Origin of the sequence: Desulfonispora thiosulfatigenes DSM 11270 (assembly GCF_900176035.1) — a bacterium.
Classification (GTDB): Bacteria; Bacillota; Peptococcia; order Peptococcales; family Desulfonisporaceae; genus Desulfonispora; species Desulfonispora thiosulfatigenes.
Genome location: NZ_FWWT01000008.1, coordinates 92,648 through 118,112, shown reverse-complemented (window position 1 = coordinate 118,112; position 25,465 = coordinate 92,648). Strand labels below are relative to the sequence as shown.

Genomic DNA, 25,465 nt, shown 5'->3' with positions numbered 1-25,465 from the left:
ATAAAAAAAGCCGAAATCGGCTTTTTTATTATTTTCTAAAACAATCTCTACAATATACAGGTTTTAAACCATTTGGTTTGAATGGTACCTGAGTTTCAACTCCACAGCTCGAGCATGTTGTATTAAACATTTCTTTTTCTCTTCTATTATTTACACGTTGTTTTCTTGCTTTACGGCAATCAGGGCAACGTTGAGGTTCGTTTTCAAAGCCTTTTTCAGCGTAAAATTCTTGTTCACCCGCTGTAAATACAAAGTCTTCAGAACATTCTTTACAGGCAATAGTTCTATCTTGAAATTCCATGTGGAGCACCTCCTTTCCAGGTTTAACTAGGGTATTAGGGTTTAAACCACCAATTTGGAGGTGAGTTAAATGGACCTAAACTATTCCTACACCTATTATAATTGCAAACTTATATAATAGCAAGAAAGTTCTAATTAAAAAAGAAATTGTAACTCTCTGCATTTAGGGTTAGAATAGAATAAAAGATATTTATAAATATCTTATTTTAGGGGGTGCAGCGATGTTTGGAAATATAGGTATTCCTGAGTTACTTTTAATCTTATTTTTAGTTTTAGTTGTTTTTGGACCTGGAAAGTTGCCTGGAGTAGGCAAAGCTATAGGGCAATCTTTAAAAGAATTTAAAAAATCCGTTAAAGATGATAAAGAAAATCAAGAAGAAATCGGGGGCTAAAAAATGTTTAATTTAGGTTTTGGTGAAATAACCTTGATTTTAATTGTTGCTTTAGTAATATTTGGACCTAGCAAGCTACCTGAAATAGGAAAATCCCTCGGAAATGGAATCAAAGAATTTAAAAAGGCTTCTACAGATCTCAAACAGTCAGTAATGTCTGAGGCAAATGAAACAGAAGAAACTGCAACTAGTACTCAGAATGGTCAAAAATAATTAATATAGAAGTTTTCATTATATTTTCTAGTGAAATGAGATATAATTACTGGTAAAAGGGGGTAATTATATTGGCAAAGGATCCATCTTTTGATGTAGTATCCAAAGTGGATATGCAAGAAGTAGACAATGCTATAAACCAGACTAATAAAGAGATTAGTCAAAGATTTGATTTTAAAAATAGTAAGTCCGAAGTTAAACTCGAAAAAGAAGAAATAAAAATTATTGCAGATGATACTATGCGATTAAACAGCGTAGTAGATATTTTACAAACGAAACTTATCCGTCGAAATGTTTCAGTTAAAAACTTTGATTATGGTAAAGTTGAAGATGTAGGTGGCGGATTAGTCAAACAAATGGTGAAAATACAGCAAGGACTTTCTACAGATGTAGCTAAAGAAATTGTTAAAGATATAAAGAACATGAAGCTTAAGGTGCAAGCCTCTATCCAGGAAGACCAAGTTAGAGTAACTGGCAAAAAACTTGATGATTTGCAATCTGTAATTGCGACTTTAAAAGGTAAAGAATATGATGTAGATTTACAATTTAATAATTATAGATAAGAGAAAACCTTAGTTAAATCTGTTTATTCCGATTTAATTAGGGTTTTTTATTTTGGATTTTAATAAAGTACAGCTGCATATTAGGTAAACCTATTCAAGTTTACATAGAAAAAAGAAACTTACTTATACTAGTTAAAGACACTTAAACTTTTAGATAGAAACGCAATAAAAGGGATTTGCTCTTATATCTAGAATATAGTATGAATATATATAAGTAAGTGACTGGGAGGGGGAAATAAAAGTATGAAAGTATTAAACCAGAATCTTATAAATGTTGAGGTTAATAATCAACCATTACAAATTGATCAAGGCTCAACACTTGAGGATATTTTAAAAGTAGTACCTGCGCCACTACACACTCCGCTAGCAGCCATAGTTAATGGTCAAATTCAGGAATTAACATACCCTATTTATGCAGATAGTAATATTACTTGGATAGATACAACTAATGATATTGGCATGAGGATATATAAACGAGGTCTTTTTTTAGTGTTAGCGACAGCTGTAAATAATATTTTTCCCAAGGCTACTTTAAAAATTGAGCATTCCTTGCCTCATGGTACCTATTGTGAAATAAGATGTGAAGATTTTAGGATTTTAGTTGAAGAGAATGTTAATGCTATAAAAAATGAAATGAAAAGAATCATTGCAGAAAATAGACCTATTAAACGTCAAGATATTTTCAAAAATGATGCAATTAAATTTTTCCAAGGTCAAGGTAGATTTGAAAATGCTAATAATATTAAATATAAACCAGGAGATACAGTAAGTTTATATAGTTGTGGTACTGTATTTGACTATTTTTATGAACCAGTTGCTACAAGTACAGGAGTTTTAAAACTTTTTGATTTACATAGCTATCACTATGGACTTATTTTGAGGATACCAGCAAAAAACAATCCTAACATTTTACCAACTTATCATGCCCCCCAAAAGCTTTCACAAATATTATATGAAGGTGAGCGTTGGGGTGAACTATTAGAAGTTGAAAATATTGCTCAACTTAATAATATTATTGAAACAAATCAATTAGGTGAATTTGTTCAAATTAATGAAGCCCTACATGAAAGAAATCTATATGAAATTGCTAAAAGTATTAGTGACCATAATGACGAAGTAAAGCTCATTTTGATTGCTGGACCTTCATCTTCAGGGAAGACGACCTTTGCCCATAGACTTTATATTCAATTAAGAGTTAATGGTATAAAACCTATAACTATTTCGTTAGATGATTATTTTGTTGATCGGGAATTTACTCCTAAAGATGAAAATGGTGGTTTGGATTTTGAGAGTATCAATGCTTTAGATTTAGAATTATTTAATCGACATTTAGTTGATTTGATTGATGGAAAAGAGGTTATTGTACCAAGGTTTGACTTTACTACAGGTAGACGAAAAGCAGAAGGTCATAAAGTCAAATTAGAAGCTAATCAAGTCTTAATTATTGAAGGTATACATGGCTTAAATGAAAAGTTGACCGAATCAATACCACATAGTAATAAAAGGAAAATATATATAAGTGCTTTGACTCAATTAAATGTTGACGATTGGACCCCTATTTCTAGTTCTGATACTAGGTTAATTAGACGTATTTACAGAGATATTCAATATAGGGGAACTAGTGCTAAGCAAACTATTAATAGATGGCCTTCAGTGCGTAAGGGAGAAGCAAAAAATATTTTTCCTTTCCAAGAAGAAGCAGACTATATGTTTAACTCAGCGCTCATATATGAAAAAGCAATTTTGAAAGGCTTGGTGCAACCTGAATTAGAAAAGATTGGTCCTGGAGAGCCCGAATTTCTTGAGGCTCAAAGATTAATTCGGTTACTACAATTCTTTGTTCCTGCATTCCCAGATAATGTTCCAATAAACTCTATTTTAAAAGAATTTATCGGTGGAAGTTGTTTTAGAGAAAGTTAAAGCTTAATATTTGCTTTAGCTTTTTCTAACTAATTTAATATATAAGGTTAAAAAAGAAACTATTTTTTAATCTTTTTTGTGGAGGGAAATAATATGAAGAAAAAAATTATGTTATTAACATTAATTTTGTGTTTAAGTGTAACGCTGATTTTTACGGGATGTGATGCTGCATCTACACCAGATGGACAAGATAATGAGCCAGTAAAGGATGAAAACGAACAAAATGATCAAAATGAACCAGAACCAGTAAGCTTAACAGTTGAAGATGTATATCCTTTAAATCCAGGAGATAGCTGGACGCTAAAAGGAGAAGGAAACGAATTTGCCGGATTTGAACAAAAGGTATTATATCGTGAAGATAATAGGGTGCAAACTCAGTTTAATAATGGTGGGACAACTCTTGGCAGAATCTATGAATATCAAGATGGAAAATTAAAAGTGGTATTTAATCAAGAAGAAATGTATGGAGATGAAAATATCTTAAAACAAGAGAATAATGTAGACCAGGTGATTTTAGCTGAACCAATAGAGGTAGGTAATTCCTGGGAATCAGAAAGTAATATATTTACGATTGATTCTTTAAGCGAAAAGGTTGTAGTTCCAGCAGGTGAGTTTAGCGATTGTATTAAAGTAACTGTAAAGTCGGAAAATGGAAATATAAGTTATGTATACTATAAACCTGGACTAGGATTAGTAAAACAAGAATATATTGGTGAAGAATATAAGATTACTGAAGAATTACAAGAATATACTGTACCTAGCTTTAAAAATAACAAGTAAAGTATCAGGTAAAGTTTGAATCTAGAATTGAAAAATTATAACTCTCATTTCATGTAAAATTTATAGTAGATAAAAAAGGTTTAGAAAATTACAATTTTCTAAACCTTTTTTTGTAACTTTAGGTTAAAAAGCGCCTAAACCCTCTTCTACAGTATCATTTACTGTTTCCTTAATTGTTTCTGTGATATCTTCTTTTTTCTCTGCGAATATTTCTTTATGCTTAGTTGTAACTTGGAATAAGTGCTTTACAGGACAATACTTGAAAAGTCCCTCAGCAATCTTACCAGAGCCTAAGATAGTCATACTACTAGAATCTCTAGCAATACCTACTCCTAACATAGAAAAACCTGCCCATAAACGAATAAATGCTTCCATATCGCTAATGTTCTTTTTCATAGTTAAAACCTCCTCTAACTATTAAGTTGCATTATTATCTTTTGTAAATTTCCAATATTAATTAGTTGAAAATATAGGTAATTAATTTTATTAGTATAGATTTTTTATAAAATACACATATTAAGAGTGCTGGAGGGGATTTTGATGAAAAAAGAAATCGTTGCAGTAAGTAAAGATCCAGATGGTACTATTATTGCAGTAAAAACAGATGACAACATCATTTACAGCTTAAATCAAGCAATTGATGAAGTAGAAAAGGGTAATTTTACTGGAATGGAAGTAGTTAGTCGTGAAGGAACGAAGTATTTACGAACTTATCCAGATGAAAGTCTGGATAATAATCTAAGCAATTTAAATAATATCATTAATTAGGAGGTAGTTTAAATGAAAGTAAAAGAATTGATGACTAAAGATGTTTCTTCGGTATGTCCTGAAGATTCAGTAATAGAAGCTGCGAGAATTATGAAGCAAAGAAATGTAGGTAGTATCCCAGTATGTAGTCAAAATAAAGAAGTTCAAGGTATTTTAACGGATAGAGATATAGCATTAAGAGTAGTAGCAGAAGGCAAAAATCTTAATGATGTAAAAGTAAGTGAAGTTATGTCTAAGTCACTTAAATCAGCTTCTTCAGAAATGAGCGCTCAAGATGCAGCAAATGAAATGTCAAATAGTCAAGTTAGAAGATTACCAGTTATAGAAAACAATCAAATGGTAGGAATGTTATCTATGGGTGATTTAGCAACACAAAATATCCACGTAGATGAAGCAGGCCAAGCTTTAAGTAAAATATCACAACCAAGTAAGCCTTTATCTTAAGTATTGATTTTAAGCTGATATATTTATCTGACGAGTTTTAAAATTAATGATATGCTCCCTTGTAGTAGACAGGTAAAAAAACTGTTTACTACAAGAGGAGCTTTTATATTTTGAGGAATTTTAAACACATTGAATGTTTATGTGTTACAGATAGAGGTTTATAGTATATATTTAATATTCTTACACATTTAATTCTCCTTTATTGAAATTTAAGTTCATAGCATATATATTAAAGATAGATGAATTTTCCTGTTTGTTTAGTAAAAAGAAAAAACTATTAATGGAGGTTTGAAATGTTAACTAAAAAATGGAAGTGTACAGTATGTAATTATATTCATGTTGGTGATAATCCTCCTGATAAATGTCCAGAATGCGATTATGGTCCAGAAGTTTTTGAATTGTTAGGAGAGATTGAACTTTCTACTAGCCCAGAAGAACAAAAGGCTATTCGAAATGCATTATTTAAAATTCAATATGGTTTATTTATGGTTGGATCAGCTAAAGATGGAAAAATTAACGGACAAATATGTAATACTGTATTTCAAATAACTAGTAGTCCAGTAAGGGTAGCTGTGGGTATTAATAAAAATAACCTTACTCATGAACATATTACAGCATCTGGAAGTTTAAGTATTTGTATTTTAAGTGATGATTGTTTAGATATTGTAAGTAGATTTGGCTATAATTCGGGCAGAAATATAGATAAATTTGAAGGTATAGAACATTCTTTAACTCAACTAGGTAATCCTGTTATCAAGCAATCTATTGCGTGGTTTGATTGTAAAGTAGAAAAATCTATAGATTTAGGTAGTCATACTTTATTTATAGTAGACGTTATTTCAGCTCAGGATACAGGTGAGCAAGGAGCAACTACATATGAACGATATCGTGAATTAAAAAATCAAGATAAAGAAAAGGCTACTGGTGATAAGTGGGAGTGTGTTGTTTGTCAGCATATTCATGTAGGTGAAAAGCCACCTGAAAAATGTCCTATCTGTAAGCAAGGGCCAGAGAAGTTTAAAAAAATTGGTTAGATGTATAAAACATTGGTAAAATGGGAAATGTATATATATGTTTATATTAAAAAAAGGGGTGTTGAAGATGAATTTATATGTTGACCAAGAATTATGTATTGCTTGTGGCTCTTGTATTGCTCTTTGTCCAGAAGTATATGATTGGAATGGAAGCGGTAAGGCCGATGTAATTGCAGAAATAACTGCTGAATTAAAAGACAGTGCAGTAGAGGCTAAAGATATTTGCCCTACGGATGCAATTATAGAAGAATAAAAAATATGCTATCTCATAAATATGGGATAGCATATTTTTTTATTAAGATAATAAGTAGTAAAATAATTACATCTTTATCATATTATATAGAAAGATGATAAAAACATATCATTTGAGTTTGCAAAATTATTAATTATACGGCATAATTCAGATAAGGGAGGTAGTAGAGATGGCAGAAAATCGTCGAGTTATTATTATGGATATTTTGCAAAATTCCTTCAAACCTGTTAAAGGCGGAGATTTAGCAGAAAAGCTAGGGGTCAGTAGGCAAGTAATAGTGCAAGATATAGCTTTGTTACGCGCTCAGGGCGAAGAAATCGTCGCTACTCCTCAAGGATATTTTATTGCTAAATCACAAGATAATAGTAGAGTTAAAAAAATTTTACCTTGCATACATGAAACTTATGAAGACATGAGAAAAGAATTAGAAATAATAGTGAAAATGGGTGGTAAGGTTTTAGATGTTTATATTGAACACCCCCTTTACGGAGAAATTAAAGGTAATTTAATGTTGGAAAGTATAGATGATGTAAATAACTTTGTTGATAATCTCATAGAAAAAAAAGCAGAGCCTTTAGCTGTCTTGACAAAAGGAGTTCATTTGCATACAGTTGAAGCTAAAACAATGGATATATTAGAAAAAATAGAAATAGATTTAAAGAAAGCGGAGTTATTATTATAAGATTAATGGAGAGGGAATAAATGTTTAAGTTTATATTGACATCACTAGTTAATAACATATATTATAAAATACATTCCCCTTCGAGAGGAGGATGTTTCAATGAAGTTTAAACGTATCAATGAAGATAAAATTCAAATCATTATCAGTAGTGAAGATTTAGAAAGAAAACAAGTGAAAAAGTGGGACCTCATGCCAAATAGTCCCAGAGCACAGGAATTATTTCAAGAAATGTTAGAGCAGGCTTATAACGAATGTGGTTTTGAAGTCGATTCAGATACTCAGTTAATGGTCGAAGCATATCCAATGACTTCCGAGAGTTTAGTCGTTATTGTTACTAAGTTAAAGCAAAAACAAAAAAGGCATACTAACAAAGAAAAAAACTTACTCTTTAGAACCGCTGACGAAATGATGGAAGATATAGAACAGTTTGAAGATTATATGAGTGACCTAGATGAGAGCGAAGAAGAAGATTTAAGTCCCTATTTAAGTAAGGATTTAGTATATGCATTTGCAAGTTTTGAAAATGCAGTTCAACTAAGTAAAACCATGACTTCTGATTTTGAAGGAGTTAGCTCTCTTTATAAGTTTAAGAACAGTTACTATTTAGTATTTAAAATAGCTGAACAAGTTTCTGAATATCAAAGAGTGAGAATAGGGGAATATGGACAAAGCAAAATTTATGATAGTAGTTTTCTAGATGAACACGGTGAGTTATTAATTAAAGATAATGCAATTAATGTTTTAGGTTCATTATAAAGTTTTTTTAAGAGTCTTATTAAATAAGACTCTTTTTTCAATTCTTTTAATTAGAAAGGAGTTTGCCTAGATGAAAAAGAAAATTATAGAAAGATTAAAAGAACTGTATCCAGATGTGAAAACGGCACTTTTTTATAGAAACCCTTTTGAGCTACTAATAGCCACAATTCTTTCAGCTCAAACTAATGATAATCAAGTTAATAAGGTTACCATAACCCTTTTTGATAAATATCCTAGTCCTGCTCTTTTAGGAGCTTTAAAACCTGAAGAATTAGCAGAGTATATAAAAACAATTGGACTGTATAAAAATAAAAGTAAAAATATTATTGCTACTTGTAACTTACTAGTAGAAAAACATAATGGACAAGTACCACAAAATCGAGAAGATTTAATGAACTTACCAGGGGTAGGTCGTAAAACGGCTAATGTAGTATTAAGCTGTGCATTTAATATCCCATCTATTGCCGTAGATACACATGTATTTAGAGTGAGTAATCGTTTAGGATTAGTGGCAGGAAAAGACACCTTAGAAACCGAAAAACAACTAATGGATGTAATCCCTAAGGAATCTTGGTCAGATGCTCATCATTGGTTAATTTGGCATGGTAGATTGGTCTGTAAAGCTAGAAATCCTATGTGTGAGGAGTGCCAGCTAAGAGGTCTATGTAATTTTGAGCAAAAGAAAGGGTAAACTATCAGTGAACGGTTTTCAAAGATAATTTACCCTTAAACTTAGTTATTAGTTATTAGTTATTAGTTATTAGTTATTCAGTATTAGTTTGGCCTTTCCAGATAGTATTTATAATAGCACTTAGCATATGATCTTTGACTAACGGGTTATTTTTTTTCATATCACTAAGTAAATCTTTAACTTCTTGGCGTTTAGTTTTTCCATTTGCAGGACAGTTATTAACCACTATTGGAAGGTCAAACTTTTTAACTAGATAAATAATATCCTTTTCAGCTATAAATATTAAAGGTCTAACCACAGTTAAATCAATTCTACTTAGATAAGTGCTCGGGGCAAAACAATGAATCCTACCTTCATAGTGAAGGCTTAGCATAAAGGTTTCAATAGCGTCATCACTGTGATGACCAAGTGCAACCTTGTTACAACCTAATTCTTTAGCAAAATTATTTAAAGCCCCTCTACGCATTTTTGCACATAAGGAACATGGACTTTTTTCTTTACGTTCATCAAAAACAACTTTCGCTATATCCGTATTTTTGATATGGTAAGGTATATTTAAGCTTTTACAATACTTTTCTACAGTAGAATAATCATTTTCATAACCTAAATCTAAAGTAATTGCGATAATATTAAATTTTACAGGGAGGATTTCTTTTAAGACAGCTAAAGAGTTAAGTAGAAAAATACTATCCTTTCCTCCTGAAACACCCACCGCAATGGTGTCATTATCTTCTATCATATTATATTTATACATTGCCTTTTTTACTTTTGTAAACATGGGATGCTTATAGTTGCGCCACATTAAAGTCACCTTCTTTTTTATGATTTCGAAAGGAGATATATAGTGCTAAAACCTCTTAAAATATTAATCTTTTCAGTATCTATTGGTTCAGGTCATGATAGTGTTGCCTATTCGTTAAATGAAGAAATAAAGTCAAGGTCAGAAAGATCAGAAGTAAAAATAGTAGATACATTTCACTATATTAATACATTATTTAATAAAGTGGTAGTAGGAAGTTATATGGAGACCTTAAAATTTACACCTAAACTTTGGGGTTACCTATATCAACAAGCTGAAGAAGGAGACGGTTTAGTAGATTTAGGACAAGTTCTCTCCCATTTATTATCACCTAAAATGGATAAACTGTTGCAAGATTTTAAGCCAGATGTAATTGTCTGTACACATGCATTTCCTGTGAGCATTTTATCAGTTTTAAAAAAGAAAGAAAAAATAAACGCACCTTTGATTGCCTGTATTACAGACTATACAGTTCATAATTTCTGGGTACAGCCACAAGTAGATTTATTTGTGATACCAGATATAGATTTAATAAACCCTTTAATCAAAGAAGATATAGATACTAAGAAAATTAAAGATTATGGGATTCCAATAAGAAAACAATTTAAAGAAGTATATTCGAAACAACAGATGCGCACAGAATTGAATCTAGAGGACTGCCCTACTGCCCTTATTATGGGTGGAGGACTAGGTCTTGGAAATATTAAAGAAATCACAAAAAAATTATTAAAAGAATCAGATCTACAGGTTATCGTTATAGCGGGAAAAAATGAAAAATTAAAGGCTGATCTAGAAGAATTAAAATTCCAAAATAAATTACATATTTATGGTTATGTTACTAATATAGCAAAGGTAATGTCTGCTTGCGATATTTTAATCAGTAAGCCAGGTGGAGTTACGATAGCAGAAGCTCTGACTATGAAACTTCCTATTTTAATATTGTCTTCTTTACCAGGCCAAGAAGATAGAAATACTCATTTTTTATTAAATAGGGGATTAGCAGTAAAGGTTCGGAAAATTGATGATTTAATTACTGAGATGAATTTATTATTAGAGAATCCGGTAAAAATTAAACAAGTAAAAGAAATGGCATCTTATTTAAAAAAACCAGAATCTACGAGCAAAACGGTAGACGACATTTGGACTATGGCGCAGGAATAAGATTAAGATAACGAGAATTAATAAAATAATAATTTAACAAAGGGTGTTTTAAATGTTTATTGGTAGTTTAATTGTTAAAATACATATTTCGTATGTGCACTCTTTAAAGGAAAAAAGAAGTATCATCAAAAGTATTATGGCTAAACTTAGGAATAAGTTTAATGTTTCCATAGCTGAAGTGGCTGAAAATGATCAGTGGCAAATAGCTGTAATTGGTATGTCTATAGTTAGTACAAACAAACAAATAATTGATAAGCAAATGTCTGAAATAATTGATTTTATCGAAGCAAATTATGAGCTAGAAATAACTGAAATAGATAAAGATATTTTTTAGGGGGAGTTTTAATGGAGGCAAAGTTAATTAGTGGAAAAGAAATATCACAAAAGATTAGAACAGAAATCAAAGAAAAGGTACAAGCACTTAAAGCAAATGGAGTCATTCCTGGCTTAGCTGTTGTATTAGTAGGAGAAGATCCAGCATCCAAGGTTTATGTAGCGAGTAAAGAAAAGGCGTGTACTGAAGTTGGTATGCATTCAGAAATTCATCGTATATCTGAATCTACAAGTCAAAATGAATTGATAGATTTGATTGATAAATTAAATAAAGATAGTAAAATTCATGGTATTTTGGTGCAATTGCCTTTACCAAAACATCTAGATGAAAAAGAAGTGATTTTAAAAATATCCCCAGAAAAGGATGTAGATGGATTTCACCCGATAAATACAGGTAAATTGCTAGTAGGAGAAAAAACATTTGAGGCTTGTACTCCTAAAGGGTGTATGAGATTAATTAAAGAAACTGGGATCGAAATAGCTGGGAAAAAGGCAGTAGTGGTAGGTAGAAGTAATATTGTAGGAAAACCTATCGCCTTAATGCTATTAGCCCAAAATGCCACAGTAACAATTTGCCATTCAAAAACAAAAAACTTGTCCGAGGAAATTAAAGCAGCAGATATATTAATAGCTGCTATTGGAAAACCTAATTTCATTACAGCCGAGATGATTAAGCCAGGAGCAATAGTAATTGATGTGGGTATAAATCGTTTAGAAAATGGTAAGTTAACTGGAGACGTCGAATTTGAAGGAGCAAAAGAAGTAGCAAGTTTCATTACACCAGTGCCTGGAGGGGTAGGGCCTATGACGATAGCCATGCTTTTAGAAAATACTTTAGAGGCGGCGCAAAGTATTTAATTTCTCCATGAATAAACGGGATAAAATAGAATAATCAGGAAACTTATTCTATTTCATAAACGTCTATACTTAAGAAAGGGGAGATTTAAATGAAAATATGTCGAAAGTTATTGTTGTTAATTATGTTAGTATTATCTATGGCTATGTTTACTGGTTTTGCATCAGAGGAAAGCGTAAAAGATCTTTCTACGGTAGATGTTGTGGGGACAGGTAAAATATCAGCAGATCCTGATCTAGTTAGCATCCGATTTGAAGTAAGCACAGAAGGAAAATCTAAAAACATTATGGATGAAACTTCTGCTAAAACAAAGAAGGTTATTAACTTGCTAGAAAATTCAGGAATAGACAAAAAAGAAATTAAAACCGAAAATATTAATTTTTATCCCTTAACTAGATGGAATAATGATTTAGAACAAGAAGAAAACACAGGTTATAGGGCAACTAACTATATTATAGTTACTACTAAAAACCTAGCTAAAACAGGAGAAATTATTGATATAGCAATTAAAAATGGTGCAGAGAGCATGAGTGGCGTAGAGTTTATTTTATCAGAAACAGGACAACAAAAGCTCTTAAATGAAGCAATTGTAAAGGCGATTAATGATGCTAAAGCTCAAGCAAAAATGGTTACTACAGCAATTGGATCTCAAATAGTTAAAATTAAGAATATCGAAGTGCAAAAAAACTTTAATTCATATCCTGTTTTCATGACAAATGAAATGTCTAAAGCTGAAGATAGCTCGATACCTATTGAACCTCAAAATATTGAATATCAGGTAATGGTAAAAATAACTTATATCATAAAATAAAAAAATAATCTAAAATATAATATAACAAGGCGAGCCTAATTAAAAGGTTCGTTTTTTTGTAACGGTTTTGTAAATAACTTGTCACCTTTTTGTATTTTTATTAGTTGTCATAAAAGAACTATTTAAGATATAATATTAATTATTACAAAAAATACATTATTAGGACGGGATTTCATGAAAAAGAGAACAGACAAAAATATTAAAAACATCAAAATAGTAAATTTACTAGTAATGTTAATTGCTATTACTATTATTTTTTCTTTTCCTAAGCCCTCAGAAGGCGAAGTTGTCTCCGCCGCAGAAAACACTAATACCCAAGTGAAAAATGTTGGTCAACCATCAGTACCTAAGAATATTAAAGAACCTGTTAAAAAGGCTAGTGGAAAAAAGATAGCCTATCTTACTATAGATGATGGTCCATCTTATGCAACAAACGAACTATTAAATTTACTCGCTGAATATGATGTTAAGGCGACTTTTTTTATGCTAGAGCCAAGAATGAAACAACATTCAGACACTTTAAATAGAATGGTAAAAGAAGGTCATGCGTTAGGAATGCACGGGGTTACACATGATAAGAATAAATTTTATAAATCTAAATATACGGTTGTACAGGAAATGACTCAAGGTAAAGAATATATTAAAAAAGTAACTGGAACTGATGCTTACTTGATTCGTGTGCCCTATGGGAGTCACCCCCATATGAAACCCTCCTATATCCAAGCAGTTAAAGAAGCAGGATTTCAAATGTGGGATTGGAATGTAGATACAAGAGATTGGGCTTATAAAGACAAAAGATTAGCCACTAAAGCTATAGAGCAAATAAAAAATTTACAGCATAGAAATATTGAACCTGTTATTTTAATTCATGACATGCCAACTACGGTAAAAAATTTACGTCCTCTTTTAGAATATCTTGCTAATAATTTTGAAATGAGAACTTTAGAAAATATAAAAGAGCCACTTATTTTTGGTAGTACAACTGCAAGTAAACCTAAGGTAGATAATGGTATCAGGGTAACTGTGCCAACCTTCCCTGTAACTATTAATGATATGATTGTGGATAACACAAAAAATAAATTTCCTATTTTAATTTATAAGGATATAACTTATTTACCTTTAACTTGGGATTATTGTGGGGCTTTAGGAATTAATATAACCTGGGATAACACCAACGGATTAGGCCTTAGTAAGAAGGAAACAGCGAGCGATATTTTAAATCAAGATTTAAGTGGTAATAATACTTTAGGTAAAGCATATTATGCACAATTAGCTAATTTACAAATCAAGATAAATGAAAATAATATTAATAAAGATGAAGAATATCCTTTTTTAAATTATAAAGATATTACTTATATGCCTTTGACTTGGAAATATGTTACTGAGGAATTTGGGTTGCAAATAAACTGGAATGAAGAAAAAGGATTAAGCATTAAAAAATAAAAGTATACAGAAAAAGTCCACCTTTAAATTTAAAGGTGGATTTTTTCTTTCAGTATCGCCAATTCTATCCTATTAGGTTCTAATCATCTTTTTTGTGCTAATTGCTCTATCTGTTGTTTCCCAATATGGACATCTTTCCTTTATGGAACAATTGCAGACTACTTTCTTCCAACAGTTTTCGCACCTTTTCAAGTTTAGCACCCCCAAAAGATTATTTTTTATCTTTTAGTAAGGATCAAGTATTTGGTGATAAAACATAGTATGTAAGAAGCAGCTAAAGAGTGAACAAATTCTTAAAAATTTTTGCCTATAAGAAAAGAGGCTGTGATATTTTTATTTTCACCAGCCTCTTTCCTATTTTAATACTTATTAGTTTTATTTGTTAGAAAAGAATTATTAATAACTTTTAACGATCAGTAACCTTATCTTTAGTAAATAATAAGGAGATTGCATATAATCCAGCAATACCTACAAGAGAATAAACTATCCTACTTAACCAAGAAGTTTGTCCACCAAATAAAGTGGCTACAAGATCAAAGTTAAACAGACCAATAAGTCCCCAGTTAAGTGCACCAATAATAACTAAAGTCAAAGCTGTTTTATCCATTTTCATCCCTCCTTCTTAGATAGTTTGCGAAAAATACTAATATTTATTCAAAAAGAAAAAAATAACTTAGTAAAGTAATAACATGATTAATTAAAAGAAAATGGTAAAAGATAAAAACAAAGAAATTTAAAAAATTAGGTTTAGAAATAATCATCTTTAGGGGCATTAAGTATAAGTCTAATTTAATTATCGAGGGTGAATGAGATGAAGAAAAAAGTATATGTAACTAAAGATATTTTAAAATTAGAAGTTGCTGAAGAATTAGGTTTAACACATAAAATAAAAGAACTCGGTTGGGGTGAGTTAACGGCTGAAGAAACAGGTCGAATAGGAGGCATAATGACTCGAAAAATAAAAGAATTTGACTGGAAATAGGTTCCTGTTATAATACAGTAACCTATTTTTCAAAAAAAGTATTACAATAAGTTTGTTGTTTTGTTATAATTAAAGAAGATATTAAAGGGTGGTGAAGAAAATAGTCCTAACTAAGCATGAAATAATTATTCAATATATAAAAAATTTAGAAATAAGTACAAAGGTATCAGTGCGCCAAATAGCTAAAGAGTTAGATGTTAGTGAAGGAACAGCCTATAGGGCTATTAAAGAAGCGGAAAATAAAGGATTAGTAAGTTCGATTCCAAAGGTTGGAACTATTCGGATTGAGGAAGAAGAAGAAAAAGAGTTAGAAGATTTTAGTTTAAAAGAAATTATTATAATTGTTGAAGGTGAAGTTTTAACAGGACAAGAAAATCTAAGCATGACTCCAGAACAATTTTTAATCGGAGCTTCATCAAAAGAAATTTTTGAACGTGATGTTGAAAAACCTGCGCTATTAATTGTTGGTGATAGAGTCGATCTGCAATTAGCAGGCTTAAATTATGGATCAGCCTTATTAATTACAGGAGCGGTAGATGTTAAGGAAGAAGTCTTAAAAAAGGCCAAAGAACTAGGTCTACCTATTATTAAATCTCCTTACGATACCTTTTTAGCAACTTCTATGATTAATAAAGCCGTTTATGAAAGATTAAAGGCGAAAGAATTAGTTAGAGTAGAAGATATAATGACGAGGAATATTAAATATATATCACCAGATGCTACTGTTTTTGATTGGCATGAATTAGCTAAAAAAACGGGGCGTAGTAGATTTCCAGTAGTTGACCAATATGGAATCGTTGTCGGTATAGTTACAGCTGTTGATATTGCAGGAGTAGAGCCAGAAACGAGTATCTTAGCAGTAATGAATGCCGATGTTTTAACTGCTGAGCGAAAAACGCTTGTAACTCATTTATCAAGACTATTAGTATGGGAAGGGTTTGAGCTGGTTCCTGTTGTCGATGAACAAAAGCATCTTTTAGGAACTATTAGCCGGAGGGATATTTTAAAGGCTTTTCAGCAAACGCAAAGACAACCTAAATTTGGAGAAACTGTAGACAATCTTACCCTAAGTGGCTTTAAATTAGAAGAATGGGAGGGTGGAGTTAAGCTATCTGGGGAAATAACTCAGTTTATGGTTAGTGAACTAGGTACAGCAAGTATAGGTACGGTAGTGATGATTATGAGTACTGCAGCGTACATAGCTATTCGCAAAAAGTTACGTTGGGATGCAATTAATGATACCTTTACAATTCATCAAATGAATCCACCCGCTGTTGGAGATAAGGTTGAAGTTTTAACTACTATTTTAAAATCAGACAAAAAAACATGTATGGTAGAAATTGAATTTTATAGCGATTCTGAATTAAAAGCAAAAGCTATGACTACTGCAAAAGCAGTACGAAAATAAAAATGAGCTCTATGCCCACTATAAAATGGCCTTTACAAAGGATGCATTTTACTGAGCATAGAGCTTTTACATATTTTCAATAGGTTGTTTAGGTTCATTAAATTTTGCAAATACATAATAAGTCAGTTTTTCTGAAATAAGTAAACCTCTTACTTCTAAAGTGAAACTATGCCCTTTGAGCGAAACATTTCTCTTTTCAATAATATTCCATAAAACCTGGGGATCCAAGTCCTTTACTTTTTTACCTCGAATATTATTTACCATTTCGCGTATTTGTTGTTCTATTTCGCAATGCAAACTTTCTTTATCAGGAAATTCTCTTTTAGTTAATTCTAGTTCAATGATAATTTCCTCAACAATTAGCCATCTTTTAGTATTAGATACTTTATCCTCTAATATTTTCATTTGACCTTCTTTTTCTAATAATTTTCCTTCTAATATTTGATTTTGATTATTAATATTATCTAGATGATACCCAATGGCAAGACTAGTTAAAGCAGCTCCAATCAAGATACCAATAATCCAGGCAGCCATTATTTGCGAAAAACTAGCATTTAAAAAAAAGGTATTTTTCATTTAACGATTTCCTGTAAAAGTATAAATTAAGTATATTCCAAATTCAGCCCCTGTAAGAGAACTAACCACATAAAAAAACTGTTTTCCAAGAGATCTGATGTCCCCTGAAAATATTCCTGACCCAAATGCTTCGTAAGGTGTAAAGGAACCACCAATTGCAGCCACAACTGCCCAAATTTTAATATCCTCCGCCAATTTTCTCATAGTGGAATATGGCTCATCACCAGTTATAATAGTAGATAAGGATCCAATTAAAGAACCACCCAGAATTAAGCCTAAAGCAGTACAAAAAATGAAAAGCAATTTGTTTGGAAAAGAAAACATATATTTACCTACTTTATTTTATTTGTAGTATATATGTATATCTGTTTTAATTAAAATTATGAGAGAAAATAAAGGATGTGGATATATTATGAAGTCATTTGTTCATTTACATGTGCATACATCCTATAGCCTATTAGATGGGGCATGTCGAATAGATAAAATGGTCAAAAGGGCTAAGGAATTAAATATGCCCGCTATTGCCATTACAGATCATGGCGTAATGTATGGAGTAATTGATTTTTATAAGGCTTGCAAAAAAGAAGGAATAAAACCTATCATCGGATGTGAAGTATATGTTGCTCCAAATTCTCGTTTTGATAAAAGACCAAATATAGATGATAGAGCCCATCATTTAGTGTTACTTGCTAAAAATAATATTGGGTATCAAAATTTAATTAAATTAGTTTCTTTAGCTCATACAGAAGGTTTTTATTATAAACCTAGAGTTGATAAAGACATATTAGCCCAGTATAGTGAAGGTTTAATTGTGACCAGTGCCTGCCTTGCTGGTGAAATAAATGCCTTATTAATGGGAGAAAAGTATGAAGAGGCTAAAGAAGTAGCCCTATGGTATCAAGAAACTTTTGGAGCAGAAAACTTCTATTTAGAATTACAAAATCAAGGACTAAGTGAGCAAGATAATTTAAATAGATTAATTGCAAATATTAGCAAGGAAACGAATATTCCTTTAGTAGCCAGTAATGACGTCCATTATATTGAGAAAGAAGATTCAAAATTACAAGATGTTTTAATGTGCATTCAAATGGGAAAAACCTTAGGAGATGACTCTAGATTAAGATTTGACTCAGAAGACTTTTACCTTAAAAGCTATGACGAAATGAATTTAAGATTAGGAGAATATCAAGATGCTCTCAATAATACGGTTAAAATTGCGGAGATGTGTAATGTGGACTTTACCTTTGGCCAAAACCATATGCCTAATTTTGATATCCCCGAAGGCTACACTTTAGAAACATATTTAGAAAAATTATGTGTTGATGGTTTAAAAGAACGATATGAAAATATAGATGAAACAATTAAAAAAAGGCTAGAATTTGAATTGCAAACAATTAATAAAATGGGTTATCCTGGCTATTTTCTCATTGTATGGGACTTTATTAATTATGCCAAAAAACAAGGTATTTATGTAGGACCAGGAAGGGGCTCGGCTGCAGGTAGTATAGTTTCGTATACACTTGGAATTACAGATATTGATCCCATTAAATATGATTTATTATTTGAAAGATTTTTAAATCCAGAAAGAGTAAGTATGCCCGATATAGATATTGATTTTTGTTATGAAAGACGCGGAGAAGTAATTGATTATGTAGTAAGTAAATATGGTAAAGAAAGAGTATCGCAAATTATTACTTTTGGTACAATGGCGGCTAGAGCAGCAATTAGGGATGTTGGGAGGGTTATGAATATTCCTTTAGGCATAGTAGATAAAGTAGCAAAGCTAGTACCTAATGAAATCGGGATAACCTTAGAAAAGGCAATCAACATTTCTCCAGATTTAAGACAATTAATAGAAGAAAATGAACAAATTAAAGAATTATTTTATACCGCAAAAGGTTTAGAAGGTATGCCAAGACATTCTGGTACCCATGCAGCTGGACTAGTTATTTCTAAAGAACCTTTAGATACTTACTTACCTTTACAAAGAACTAGCGATGAGGCAGTAAGTACCCAGTTTGCTAAAGAAAATGTAGAAGAAATTGGTCTTTTAAAAATGGACATGTTAGGACTTAGAACTCTAACTGTAATTAATAAAGCTGTAGAATTAATTCATAAAAATAAAAATATCTTAGTTGATTTTAAAAATACAGATTTTGATGATGAGAAAACTTATGAATTATTAAGTGCTGGAAATACTATTGGCGTATTCCAACTTGAGAGCTCGGGTCTAAGGGCAATTTTAAAAGATCTAAAACCAGCCCATTTTGAAGATATTATCGCTTTGGTGGCTTTATATAGACCAGGACCTTTAGGGAGCGGTATGGTTGAAGATTTCATCGCTAGAAAACATGGAAAAAAATCTACCGAGTATTTACATCCTTTATTAGAACCTATTTTGAAAGCAACTTATGGGGTAATTTTGTATCAAGAACAGGTAATGAGAATTGCCAGTGATCTAGCAGGATTTTCCTTAGGAGAAGCGGATTTATTAAGAAGAGCCATGGGTAAAAAGAAACCAGAAATAATAGCAGACCTAAAAGAACAATTTATTAAAGGTGCAGAAAAAAATAAAATAGATAAAGAAATAGCTACTAAGATTTTTGAACTAATAGAATATTTTGCAGGTTATGGATTTAATAAAAGTCATAGTGCAGCTTATGCATATATCTCGTTTCAAACTGCTTTTTTAAAGGCCCATTATCCTAGAGAGTTTATGGCAGCCCTTTTATCAAGCGTGATGGAAACAGCTGATAAGGTGCCTTTTTATATTGCTGAATGTCGAAATATGGGGATTAATGTCTTGCCTCCTGATGTAAATCAAAGTACCGAAAGTTTTATTGTTGATGATGAAAACATCCGCTTTGGCTTAGCTGCTGTAAAAAATGTAGGTAAAGGAGCTATCCAAGACATCATAAAGGCGCGTGAAGAAGGTGGGTTTAAATCTTTACAAGACTTTTGTGCCAGGGTAGATTTAAGCCATGTAAATAGAAGAGTGATAGAAAGCCTAATTAGATGTGGTGCCTTTCATTCTGTGCCCGGAAATAGAGTACAATTAATGCAAGTTTTAGATGATTGTTATGAAAGAGGTCATTTAATTCAGAAAGATAAAAATAGTAAGCAAGTTTCACTTTTTGATATCGGAGAAGAAGCAGGATTTACTTTAGAATTTGATGAAGTGAAACTGCCAAACGTAGACGAGTTTGAGATGAAAGATATTTTAGAAATGGAAAAAGAAACTTTAGGATTTTATGTAAGTGGACACCCTTTAGATGAATATATTGAAGTCTTAAAGACCAAAATAAAGCTAAGGATTGACGAAATAGAGGAAATACATGATGGAAGAAAAGTTGTTTTAGGTGGCATTCTAAGCTTTGTGAAAAGAAGCATCACGAAAAAAGGTGAGATGATGGTTTATTCTGTTTTAGAGGATTTAACAGGTTCCATAGATGTCTTAATTTTTCCAAGGGTATTACAAAAGTACTCTAGTCTTGTCCAAGAAGATATGCTTTTAGCTATTAAAGGAAGAATAAATTTACAAGAAGATAATCCTAAACTCTTTGCCGAAGATCTAGTTCCACTTAATAATCTCGAACATGAATCAGATAAGCAAATTTTGCAAAAGCTATATTTAAAAATAGATACCCAGCAAATTAGTCCTGAGCAAACACAGAAAATAATGGATATACTCATGAAATATCCTGGAAAAATGCCGGTTTATTTATACTACTTGCCCGAAAAAAAGCTAATTCAGTTAAAAAATAATTACTGGGTAACGTGGCAAGAAGAATTATATACGGAATTATTAAATATTCTATCTAAAAAAGAGATATCACTAACCACATAGTTCTAGAGGATTTCTGCTGTTTAATAATTAATTATCTGATATTTATAGATAGGATCATTCTATTATTTTTCCTCTATGCATAATTATGAGAAATACGGGTTAGTCAGGTAAAAGGGGGAAATTAAATGAAAGATAAAGTTAAAGAACAATTAAGAGATCGTGGGGTAGAATTACAAGATATAGCTGATATAGTGCATACTTTGCAAATTGCCTATTACCCTGATTTATTAATGTCTACTTGCCTTGATGCAATTGATGCAGTTTTAGAAAAAAGAGAAGTTCAATATGCTGTATTAACAGGAATAGCTTTAGATATGGCAGCAGAACAAGGTAATTTACCCGAGCCTATTTTAGGGACTGTACAAATAGATGAACCTTTATATGGTGTTGATGAAATTTTAGCTATGGCAATAACTAATATTTATGGAACGATTGGAATTACTAGTTTTGGTTATTTAGATAAAATGAAAATTGGTATAATTGGAACCTTAGATTCCTCTAAAGAACAAGTGAATACCTTTTTAGATGATTTAGTCGCCGCTATAGCTTCAGCTAGTGCTGCTAAGATAGCTCATGCTAAAGAAACAGGACTTGTATAATTTTACAAGTCCTGTTTCTTTAGATTAATTTTAAGATATTGCAGGATAATAAGGGTATTAATAGAATTATTGTTGTGATACATAGCAATTAGGTAATTATTTTTGGAGGTTGGTTTTATTGACTACAATAGCAGTATATCCAGGAACATTTGACCCGATAACTTATGGTCATTTGAATATATTACAAAGAGCAGCAAAACTTTTTGATAAAGTTATAATCGCCGTAGCAGCAGATAATTATAAGGATAATATATTTACATTAGAAGAAAGATTACAGCTTATCCATAAATGTTGTGGGGATATTTGTGATGAAAATATCAATAATATAGAAGTTGAGTCTTTTAGGGGTTTACTAGTACCTTATCTTGAAAGTAAAAATGCTACTGCAATTATTAGAGGTTTAAGGGCGATTTCAGATTTTGAACATGAGATGCAAATGGCATCAATGAATAAAACTCTTAATAAGCAAATAGAGACTGTATTTTTAATGTCAGATACAAATTATTCGTTTGTAAGCTCGACCATCATTAAAGGTGTAGCTATAATGGGCGGAAATGTAGAGGAATTAGTACCTCCAATCGTCAGTGAAGCTCTTAAAAGAAAATATGAGGTAGGTGGAAAAAATGGCCGGAGATAATGAAAAGTATATTGTAATAAAAGCTATGGAAAATGGTGTACATATTAGCGGACTTACTAGGGGAAGAGATACAAAATTTCATCATACAGAAAAATTAGATGGTGGAGATGTAGTTATTGCCCAATTTACCGAGCAAACATCCGCAATGAAAATAAAAGGAAAAGCATTAATTTATACAGAACATGGAATAATAAAAGCAGGAACTCTAGACGAATAAGGAAGGTAGGTAATGCTTTATGTGGACTATAATCTATATAGCACCAAACCGAATTATCGCCGAACAGATAAGTACGCTGCTTAAAGGAGAAGGACTCTTAGTTAATCTCAAATCAATGGGAGTACCACATTTAGGTGATTCTGGAGCAGTAGAAATTTCTGTACCTGAATCAGAAGCTGAAGAAGCAATAGAAATAATAAATAGTTCAATATCATTTTAAATAAAGAGGGGGACTATTAAATGAAAAAAATCGCTGTTTTAACAAGTGGTGGTGATGCCCCAGGGATGAACGCTGCGATAAGGGCTGTTGTGAGGACTACAATTTATAATGGTTGTGAAGCAGTTGGGATAAAAAGAGGCTATGCTGGATTGATTGATGGAGATTTTACAAAATTAGATTTAGGGTCAGTAGCAGATATTATTCAAAGAGGTGGAACTTTTTTACATACAGCTAGAAGTGAAGAATTTATGACTAAAGAAGGTAAAGAAGAAGCCCTTGAAAGTATTCGAATCCATAAAATTGATGGACTAGTTGTAGTAGGTGGAGACGGTTCCTTTAGAGGTGCTCGAGAATTATGTGAATTAAATGTTCCTGTAATTGGAGTTCCTGCAACTATTGATAATGATATTTTTGGAACGGACTTAACCATAGGATTTGACACAGCAGTAAACACTGCCTTAGATGCTATTAATAGAATTAGAGATACTGCTACCTCGCATGAGAGAATATTCTTGATTGAAGTAATGGGGCGTAATTCAGGATGGCTAGCACTTGAAGCAGGACTAGCAGGTGGAGCAGAATCAATTTTAGTTCCAGAAACACCTGTAGACTACGAGACGATAGTAAAAAGATTACAAAGAGGATTAGATAGAGGAAAAAGACATAGCATAATTTTAGTTGCTGAGGGTGTAGGTTCGGCTTTTGACGTAAAAAGAAAAATTCAAGAATTAGCAGATTATGATATCCGAGTAACTGTTTTAGGTCATACTTTACGTGGAGGTACCCCTAGTGCCACAGACCGGATAATTGCTAGTAAAATGGGAGCCTTTGCAGTTAACCTCCTGTTAGATGGAAAAACAGATTTAATGGCAGGTATGGTAGGTAATCACGTTGTGGGGATACCACTTCAAGAAATTATCGGCAAGAAAAAAGGAATAGATGAGTATGTACATAATTTAGCAGGAATACTTGCAATATAATTGTAGCAGGAAAGGAGGATAATGATGAAAAAAACAAAAATTGTCTGCACAATAGGTCCAGCAAGTCAATCGGTAGAAACATTAGTAGAATTAATCAATAATGGCATGAATGTAGCTAGACTCAATTTTTCACACGGAAATTATGAAGAACATGCCGAGAGAATTGGAGCTATTGCTAAAGCTGTAGAGATAACAAAGAAGCCAATTGGGATTATGCTTGATACCAAAGGACCTGAGATTAGAATAGGTCTAATTAAAGATGGCAAGGCTAATTTAATAGCAGGAAATGAAATTACCTTAACCACTGATGAAATAGAAGGTGATGAGTCTAGAATTTTTGTAAATTATGCTGGTTTACCACAGGATGTAAAGCCAGGAAATCAAATTCTTTTAGATGATGGAATTATTTCTTTAGAAGTATTAAATGTAGAAAAATCAGAAATAAAATGTAAGATTTTAAATAGTGGAGAAATTTCTAACCGTAAAGGTGTAAATGTGCCTGATGTCAGAATTAATTTACCATCTATTACGGAAAAAGATATTGCAGATATTAAGTTCGGGATTAAATATGGTGTAGACTTTATTTCGGCATCCTTTATTAGAAATGCCCAAGATGTTTTAGCTATTAAGAAAATATTAGAAGAAGAGAACGCAGATATAGATATTATTTCTAAAATAGAAAATCGCCAAGGTGTCGATAATATTGATGAAATCTTAGAAGTATCTGAAGGAATTATGGTTGCAAGAGGAGACTTAGGAGTAGAAATTCCAACGGAAGAAGTACCAATAATTCAAAAGATATTAATAAAGAAGTGCAATAAACTTGGCAAACCTGTAATTACAGCTACGCAAATGTTAGATTCAATGATGCGAAACCCTCGTCCAACAAGAGCAGAAGCTAGTGATGTAGCTAATGCAATTTTTGATGGCACAGATGCAATAATGTTATCAGGGGAGACGGCGGCAGGAAAATATCCCGTAATATCCTTACAAACAATGACACGTATAGCAGAAAAAACAGAGTCAGCTATTAATTATGATGACCACCATAGATTTAAAGAAATAAAGACTCGTAAAACTACAACTGATGCTATTAGTCATGCAACTTGCTCTACGGCTAGAGATTTAAGAGCAGCTGCAATTATTACCGTAACCAAAACAGGTTTTACAGCCCGAATGATATCTAAATACAGGCCAAAAGCTACAATTGTGGCAAATACACCATGTATGAGGGCACTGACCAAGTTATCCATAGTATGGGGAGTAAATCCTATTTATACTGATGAGGCTAATGGGACAGATAAAATGATCGAACAAGCCATAGATACAACATTAGAGGCAGGATTTATTAATAACGGTGATTTAGTTGTAGTTACAGCAGGTGTACCTGTGGGGCTAGCCGGAACAACTAATATCCTAAAGGTAGAAGTAGTAGGTCAAATAGTCGCACTAGGTACAGGAATTGGCTATAATTCTGTAGTAGGTAAAGCAAGAATAGTTAATAATCTAGAAGATGCTAAACAGCTAGAAGAAGGGGAAATTTTAGTTACTTTTGGAACCACTGCTGAAATGGTACCATATATGAAAAAAGCAGCAGCGGTTATCACAGAAGAAGCAGGAATTACTTCTCATGCTGCAATAGTTGGCTTAAATATTGGGGTATCGGTAATCGTAGGAATTAAAGATGCTAGAAATAAATTTAAAAATGGCGAAATATTTACCTTAGACGTAAATAGAGGTGCAGTTTATCGAGGTATAGCAAATGTAATATAAAAGCCCTGAGGGGCTTTTTTTATTGGA

The 25,465-nt window shown here is 31.9% G+C and carries 32 protein-coding genes; 26 read left to right on the top strand and 6 right to left on the bottom strand.

Going from position 1 to position 25,465, the window contains the following annotated elements:
• Positions 1-28: 28 nt before the first annotated feature.
• Positions 29-301: a zinc-ribbon domain containing protein gene (locus tag B8965_RS02365; protein WP_084052268.1), complete on the bottom strand. Its 273-nt coding sequence runs from the start codon at positions 299-301 to the stop codon at positions 29-31.
• A 220-nt stretch (positions 302-521) separates the two neighbouring features.
• Here B8965_RS02365 and tatA point away from each other — a divergent pair, with 220 nt between their 5' ends.
• From tatA to B8965_RS02340, 5 genes are all read left to right on the top strand, one after another.
• Positions 522-692 (top strand): twin-arginine translocase TatA/TatE family subunit, encoded by a 171-nt coding sequence (tatA, locus tag B8965_RS02360; protein ID WP_084052267.1) that lies wholly within the window; start codon positions 522-524, stop codon positions 690-692.
• A gap of 3 nt (positions 693-695) precedes the next feature.
• The gene (locus B8965_RS02355) at positions 696-905 is read left to right on the top strand and encodes a Sec-independent protein translocase subunit TatA/TatB (protein ID WP_084052266.1); all 210 of its coding nucleotides are present in this window, start codon (positions 696-698) and stop codon (positions 903-905) included.
• A gap of 71 nt (positions 906-976) precedes the next feature.
• On the top strand, positions 977-1,468 hold the full coding sequence (locus B8965_RS02350; protein ID WP_084052265.1) for a YajQ family cyclic di-GMP-binding protein: 492 nt from the start codon (positions 977-979) through the stop codon (positions 1,466-1,468).
• A 243-nt stretch (positions 1,469-1,711) separates the two neighbouring features.
• A complete protein-coding gene (locus B8965_RS02345) occupies positions 1,712-3,388 on the top strand; it encodes a nucleoside kinase (RefSeq protein WP_084052264.1) in 1,677 nt (558 codons plus the stop codon).
• 93 nt (positions 3,389-3,481) lie between these two features.
• Positions 3,482-4,168 (top strand): hypothetical protein, encoded by a 687-nt coding sequence (locus B8965_RS02340; protein ID WP_084052263.1) that lies wholly within the window; start codon positions 3,482-3,484, stop codon positions 4,166-4,168.
• Between the two features lie 123 nt (positions 4,169-4,291).
• Here B8965_RS02340 and B8965_RS02335 read toward each other — a convergent pair whose 3' ends face one another.
• Positions 4,292-4,564: a YgaP family membrane protein gene (locus tag B8965_RS02335; protein WP_084052262.1), complete on the bottom strand. Its 273-nt coding sequence runs from the start codon at positions 4,562-4,564 to the stop codon at positions 4,292-4,294.
• Positions 4,565-4,708: 144 nt separating this feature from the next.
• Here B8965_RS02335 and B8965_RS02330 point away from each other — a divergent pair, with 144 nt between their 5' ends.
• The 7 genes from B8965_RS02330 to nth all read left to right on the top strand — a co-directional run bounded on the left by B8965_RS02330 (position 4,709) and on the right by nth (position 8,796).
• The gene (locus B8965_RS02330; RefSeq protein WP_084052261.1) at positions 4,709-4,936 is read left to right on the top strand and encodes a DUF3892 domain-containing protein; all 228 of its coding nucleotides are present in this window, start codon (positions 4,709-4,711) and stop codon (positions 4,934-4,936) included.
• A gap of 12 nt (positions 4,937-4,948) precedes the next feature.
• Positions 4,949-5,380, top strand: coding sequence for a CBS domain-containing protein (locus B8965_RS02325; protein WP_084052260.1), 432 nt, complete (start codon positions 4,949-4,951; stop codon positions 5,378-5,380).
• A 293-nt stretch (positions 5,381-5,673) separates the two neighbouring features.
• Complete coding sequence (locus B8965_RS02320; protein WP_084052259.1) at positions 5,674-6,414, top strand: flavin reductase; 741 nt, start codon at positions 5,674-5,676, stop codon at positions 6,412-6,414.
• 67 nt (positions 6,415-6,481) lie between these two features.
• Positions 6,482-6,667: a ferredoxin gene (locus tag B8965_RS02315; RefSeq protein ID WP_084052258.1), complete on the top strand. Its 186-nt coding sequence runs from the start codon at positions 6,482-6,484 to the stop codon at positions 6,665-6,667.
• A 169-nt stretch (positions 6,668-6,836) separates the two neighbouring features.
• Positions 6,837-7,349: a transcription repressor NadR gene (locus B8965_RS02310; RefSeq protein ID WP_084052257.1), complete on the top strand. Its 513-nt coding sequence runs from the start codon at positions 6,837-6,839 to the stop codon at positions 7,347-7,349.
• A gap of 99 nt (positions 7,350-7,448) precedes the next feature.
• Entirely contained in the window at positions 7,449-8,105 is a 657-nt protein-coding gene (locus tag B8965_RS02305; RefSeq protein ID WP_084052256.1) for an adaptor protein MecA, read from the top strand.
• 70 nt (positions 8,106-8,175) lie between these two features.
• Positions 8,176-8,796 carry an endonuclease III gene (gene nth, locus B8965_RS02300; RefSeq protein ID WP_084052255.1) on the top strand — a complete coding sequence of 207 codons (621 nt, stop codon included), beginning with the start codon at positions 8,176-8,178 and terminating at the stop codon, positions 8,794-8,796.
• Between the two features lie 73 nt (positions 8,797-8,869).
• Here the strand turns inward: nth and B8965_RS02295 are convergent, their stop codons facing one another.
• Positions 8,870-9,598, bottom strand: a complete 729-nt coding sequence (locus B8965_RS02295; RefSeq protein ID WP_242941910.1) for a tRNA 2-thiocytidine biosynthesis TtcA family protein — start codon at positions 9,596-9,598, stop codon at positions 8,870-8,872.
• Positions 9,599-9,640: 42 nt separating this feature from the next.
• Between B8965_RS02295 and B8965_RS02290 the strand changes: the two genes are divergently transcribed.
• The 5 genes from B8965_RS02290 to B8965_RS02270 all read left to right on the top strand — a co-directional run bounded on the left by B8965_RS02290 (position 9,641) and on the right by B8965_RS02270 (position 14,199).
• Entirely contained in the window at positions 9,641-10,756 is a 1,116-nt protein-coding gene (locus tag B8965_RS02290) for an MGDG synthase family glycosyltransferase (RefSeq protein ID WP_084052254.1), read from the top strand.
• Positions 10,757-10,808: 52 nt separating this feature from the next.
• Positions 10,809-11,090, top strand: a complete 282-nt coding sequence (locus tag B8965_RS02285) for a DUF503 domain-containing protein (protein WP_084052253.1) — start codon at positions 10,809-10,811, stop codon at positions 11,088-11,090.
• A gap of 11 nt (positions 11,091-11,101) precedes the next feature.
• Positions 11,102-11,947 (top strand): bifunctional methylenetetrahydrofolate dehydrogenase/methenyltetrahydrofolate cyclohydrolase FolD, encoded by an 846-nt coding sequence (folD, locus tag B8965_RS02280; protein WP_084052252.1) that lies wholly within the window; start codon positions 11,102-11,104, stop codon positions 11,945-11,947.
• 89 nt (positions 11,948-12,036) lie between these two features.
• Positions 12,037-12,756, top strand: coding sequence for an SIMPL domain-containing protein (locus B8965_RS02275; protein ID WP_084052251.1), 720 nt, complete (start codon positions 12,037-12,039; stop codon positions 12,754-12,756).
• Between the two features lie 174 nt (positions 12,757-12,930).
• Positions 12,931-14,199: a polysaccharide deacetylase family protein gene (locus B8965_RS02270; protein WP_084052250.1), complete on the top strand. Its 1,269-nt coding sequence runs from the start codon at positions 12,931-12,933 to the stop codon at positions 14,197-14,199.
• A gap of 406 nt (positions 14,200-14,605) precedes the next feature.
• On the opposite strand, the gene B8965_RS02265 is transcribed toward B8965_RS02270, so the two are convergent.
• Positions 14,606-14,812 carry a DUF378 domain-containing protein gene (locus B8965_RS02265; protein ID WP_341451571.1) on the bottom strand — a complete coding sequence of 69 codons (207 nt, stop codon included), beginning with the start codon at positions 14,810-14,812 and terminating at the stop codon, positions 14,606-14,608.
• A gap of 198 nt (positions 14,813-15,010) precedes the next feature.
• Here B8965_RS02265 and B8965_RS02260 point away from each other — a divergent pair, with 198 nt between their 5' ends.
• Positions 15,011-15,181, top strand: a complete 171-nt coding sequence (locus B8965_RS02260) for an alpha/beta-type small acid-soluble spore protein (RefSeq protein WP_084052248.1) — start codon at positions 15,011-15,013, stop codon at positions 15,179-15,181.
• Between the two features lie 91 nt (positions 15,182-15,272).
• Entirely contained in the window at positions 15,273-16,589 is a 1,317-nt protein-coding gene (locus B8965_RS02255; protein WP_084052247.1) for a DRTGG domain-containing protein, read from the top strand.
• Positions 16,590-16,655: 66 nt separating this feature from the next.
• Here B8965_RS02255 and B8965_RS02250 read toward each other — a convergent pair whose 3' ends face one another.
• Positions 16,656-17,165: a sporulation membrane protein YtrI gene (locus tag B8965_RS02250; protein WP_084052246.1), complete on the bottom strand. Its 510-nt coding sequence runs from the start codon at positions 17,163-17,165 to the stop codon at positions 16,656-16,658.
• The gene (locus B8965_RS02245) at positions 17,166-17,489 is read right to left on the bottom strand and encodes a YtrH family sporulation protein (protein ID WP_084052245.1); all 324 of its coding nucleotides are present in this window, start codon (positions 17,487-17,489) and stop codon (positions 17,166-17,168) included.
• Positions 17,490-17,577: 88 nt separating this feature from the next.
• Here B8965_RS02245 and B8965_RS02240 point away from each other — a divergent pair, with 88 nt between their 5' ends.
• The 7 genes from B8965_RS02240 (at position 17,578) to pyk (ending at position 25,438) form a co-directional block, all read left to right on the top strand.
• Positions 17,578-21,012, top strand: coding sequence for a DNA polymerase III subunit alpha (locus tag B8965_RS02240; RefSeq protein WP_084052244.1), 3,435 nt, complete (start codon positions 17,578-17,580; stop codon positions 21,010-21,012).
• A gap of 125 nt (positions 21,013-21,137) precedes the next feature.
• Positions 21,138-21,611 (top strand): phosphatidylglycerophosphatase A family protein, encoded by a 474-nt coding sequence (locus B8965_RS02235; RefSeq protein WP_084052243.1) that lies wholly within the window; start codon positions 21,138-21,140, stop codon positions 21,609-21,611.
• A 118-nt stretch (positions 21,612-21,729) separates the two neighbouring features.
• Complete coding sequence (gene coaD / locus B8965_RS02230; protein ID WP_084052242.1) at positions 21,730-22,248, top strand: pantetheine-phosphate adenylyltransferase; 519 nt, start codon at positions 21,730-21,732, stop codon at positions 22,246-22,248.
• Positions 22,235-22,465, top strand: coding sequence for a trp RNA-binding attenuation protein MtrB (gene mtrB / locus B8965_RS02225; protein WP_084052241.1), 231 nt, complete (start codon positions 22,235-22,237; stop codon positions 22,463-22,465). Before coaD ends, mtrB begins: the two co-directional genes overlap by 14 nt.
• A 19-nt stretch (positions 22,466-22,484) precedes the next feature.
• Complete coding sequence (locus B8965_RS02220; protein WP_084052240.1) at positions 22,485-22,685, top strand: glutamate decarboxylase; 201 nt, start codon at positions 22,485-22,487, stop codon at positions 22,683-22,685.
• A 20-nt stretch (positions 22,686-22,705) separates the two neighbouring features.
• Positions 22,706-23,665 (top strand): 6-phosphofructokinase, encoded by a 960-nt coding sequence (gene pfkA, locus B8965_RS02215; protein WP_084052239.1) that lies wholly within the window; start codon positions 22,706-22,708, stop codon positions 23,663-23,665.
• Positions 23,666-23,689: 24 nt separating this feature from the next.
• The gene (gene pyk, locus B8965_RS02210) at positions 23,690-25,438 is read left to right on the top strand and encodes a pyruvate kinase (RefSeq protein WP_084052238.1); all 1,749 of its coding nucleotides are present in this window, start codon (positions 23,690-23,692) and stop codon (positions 25,436-25,438) included.
• Positions 25,439-25,465 lie beyond the last annotated feature (27 nt).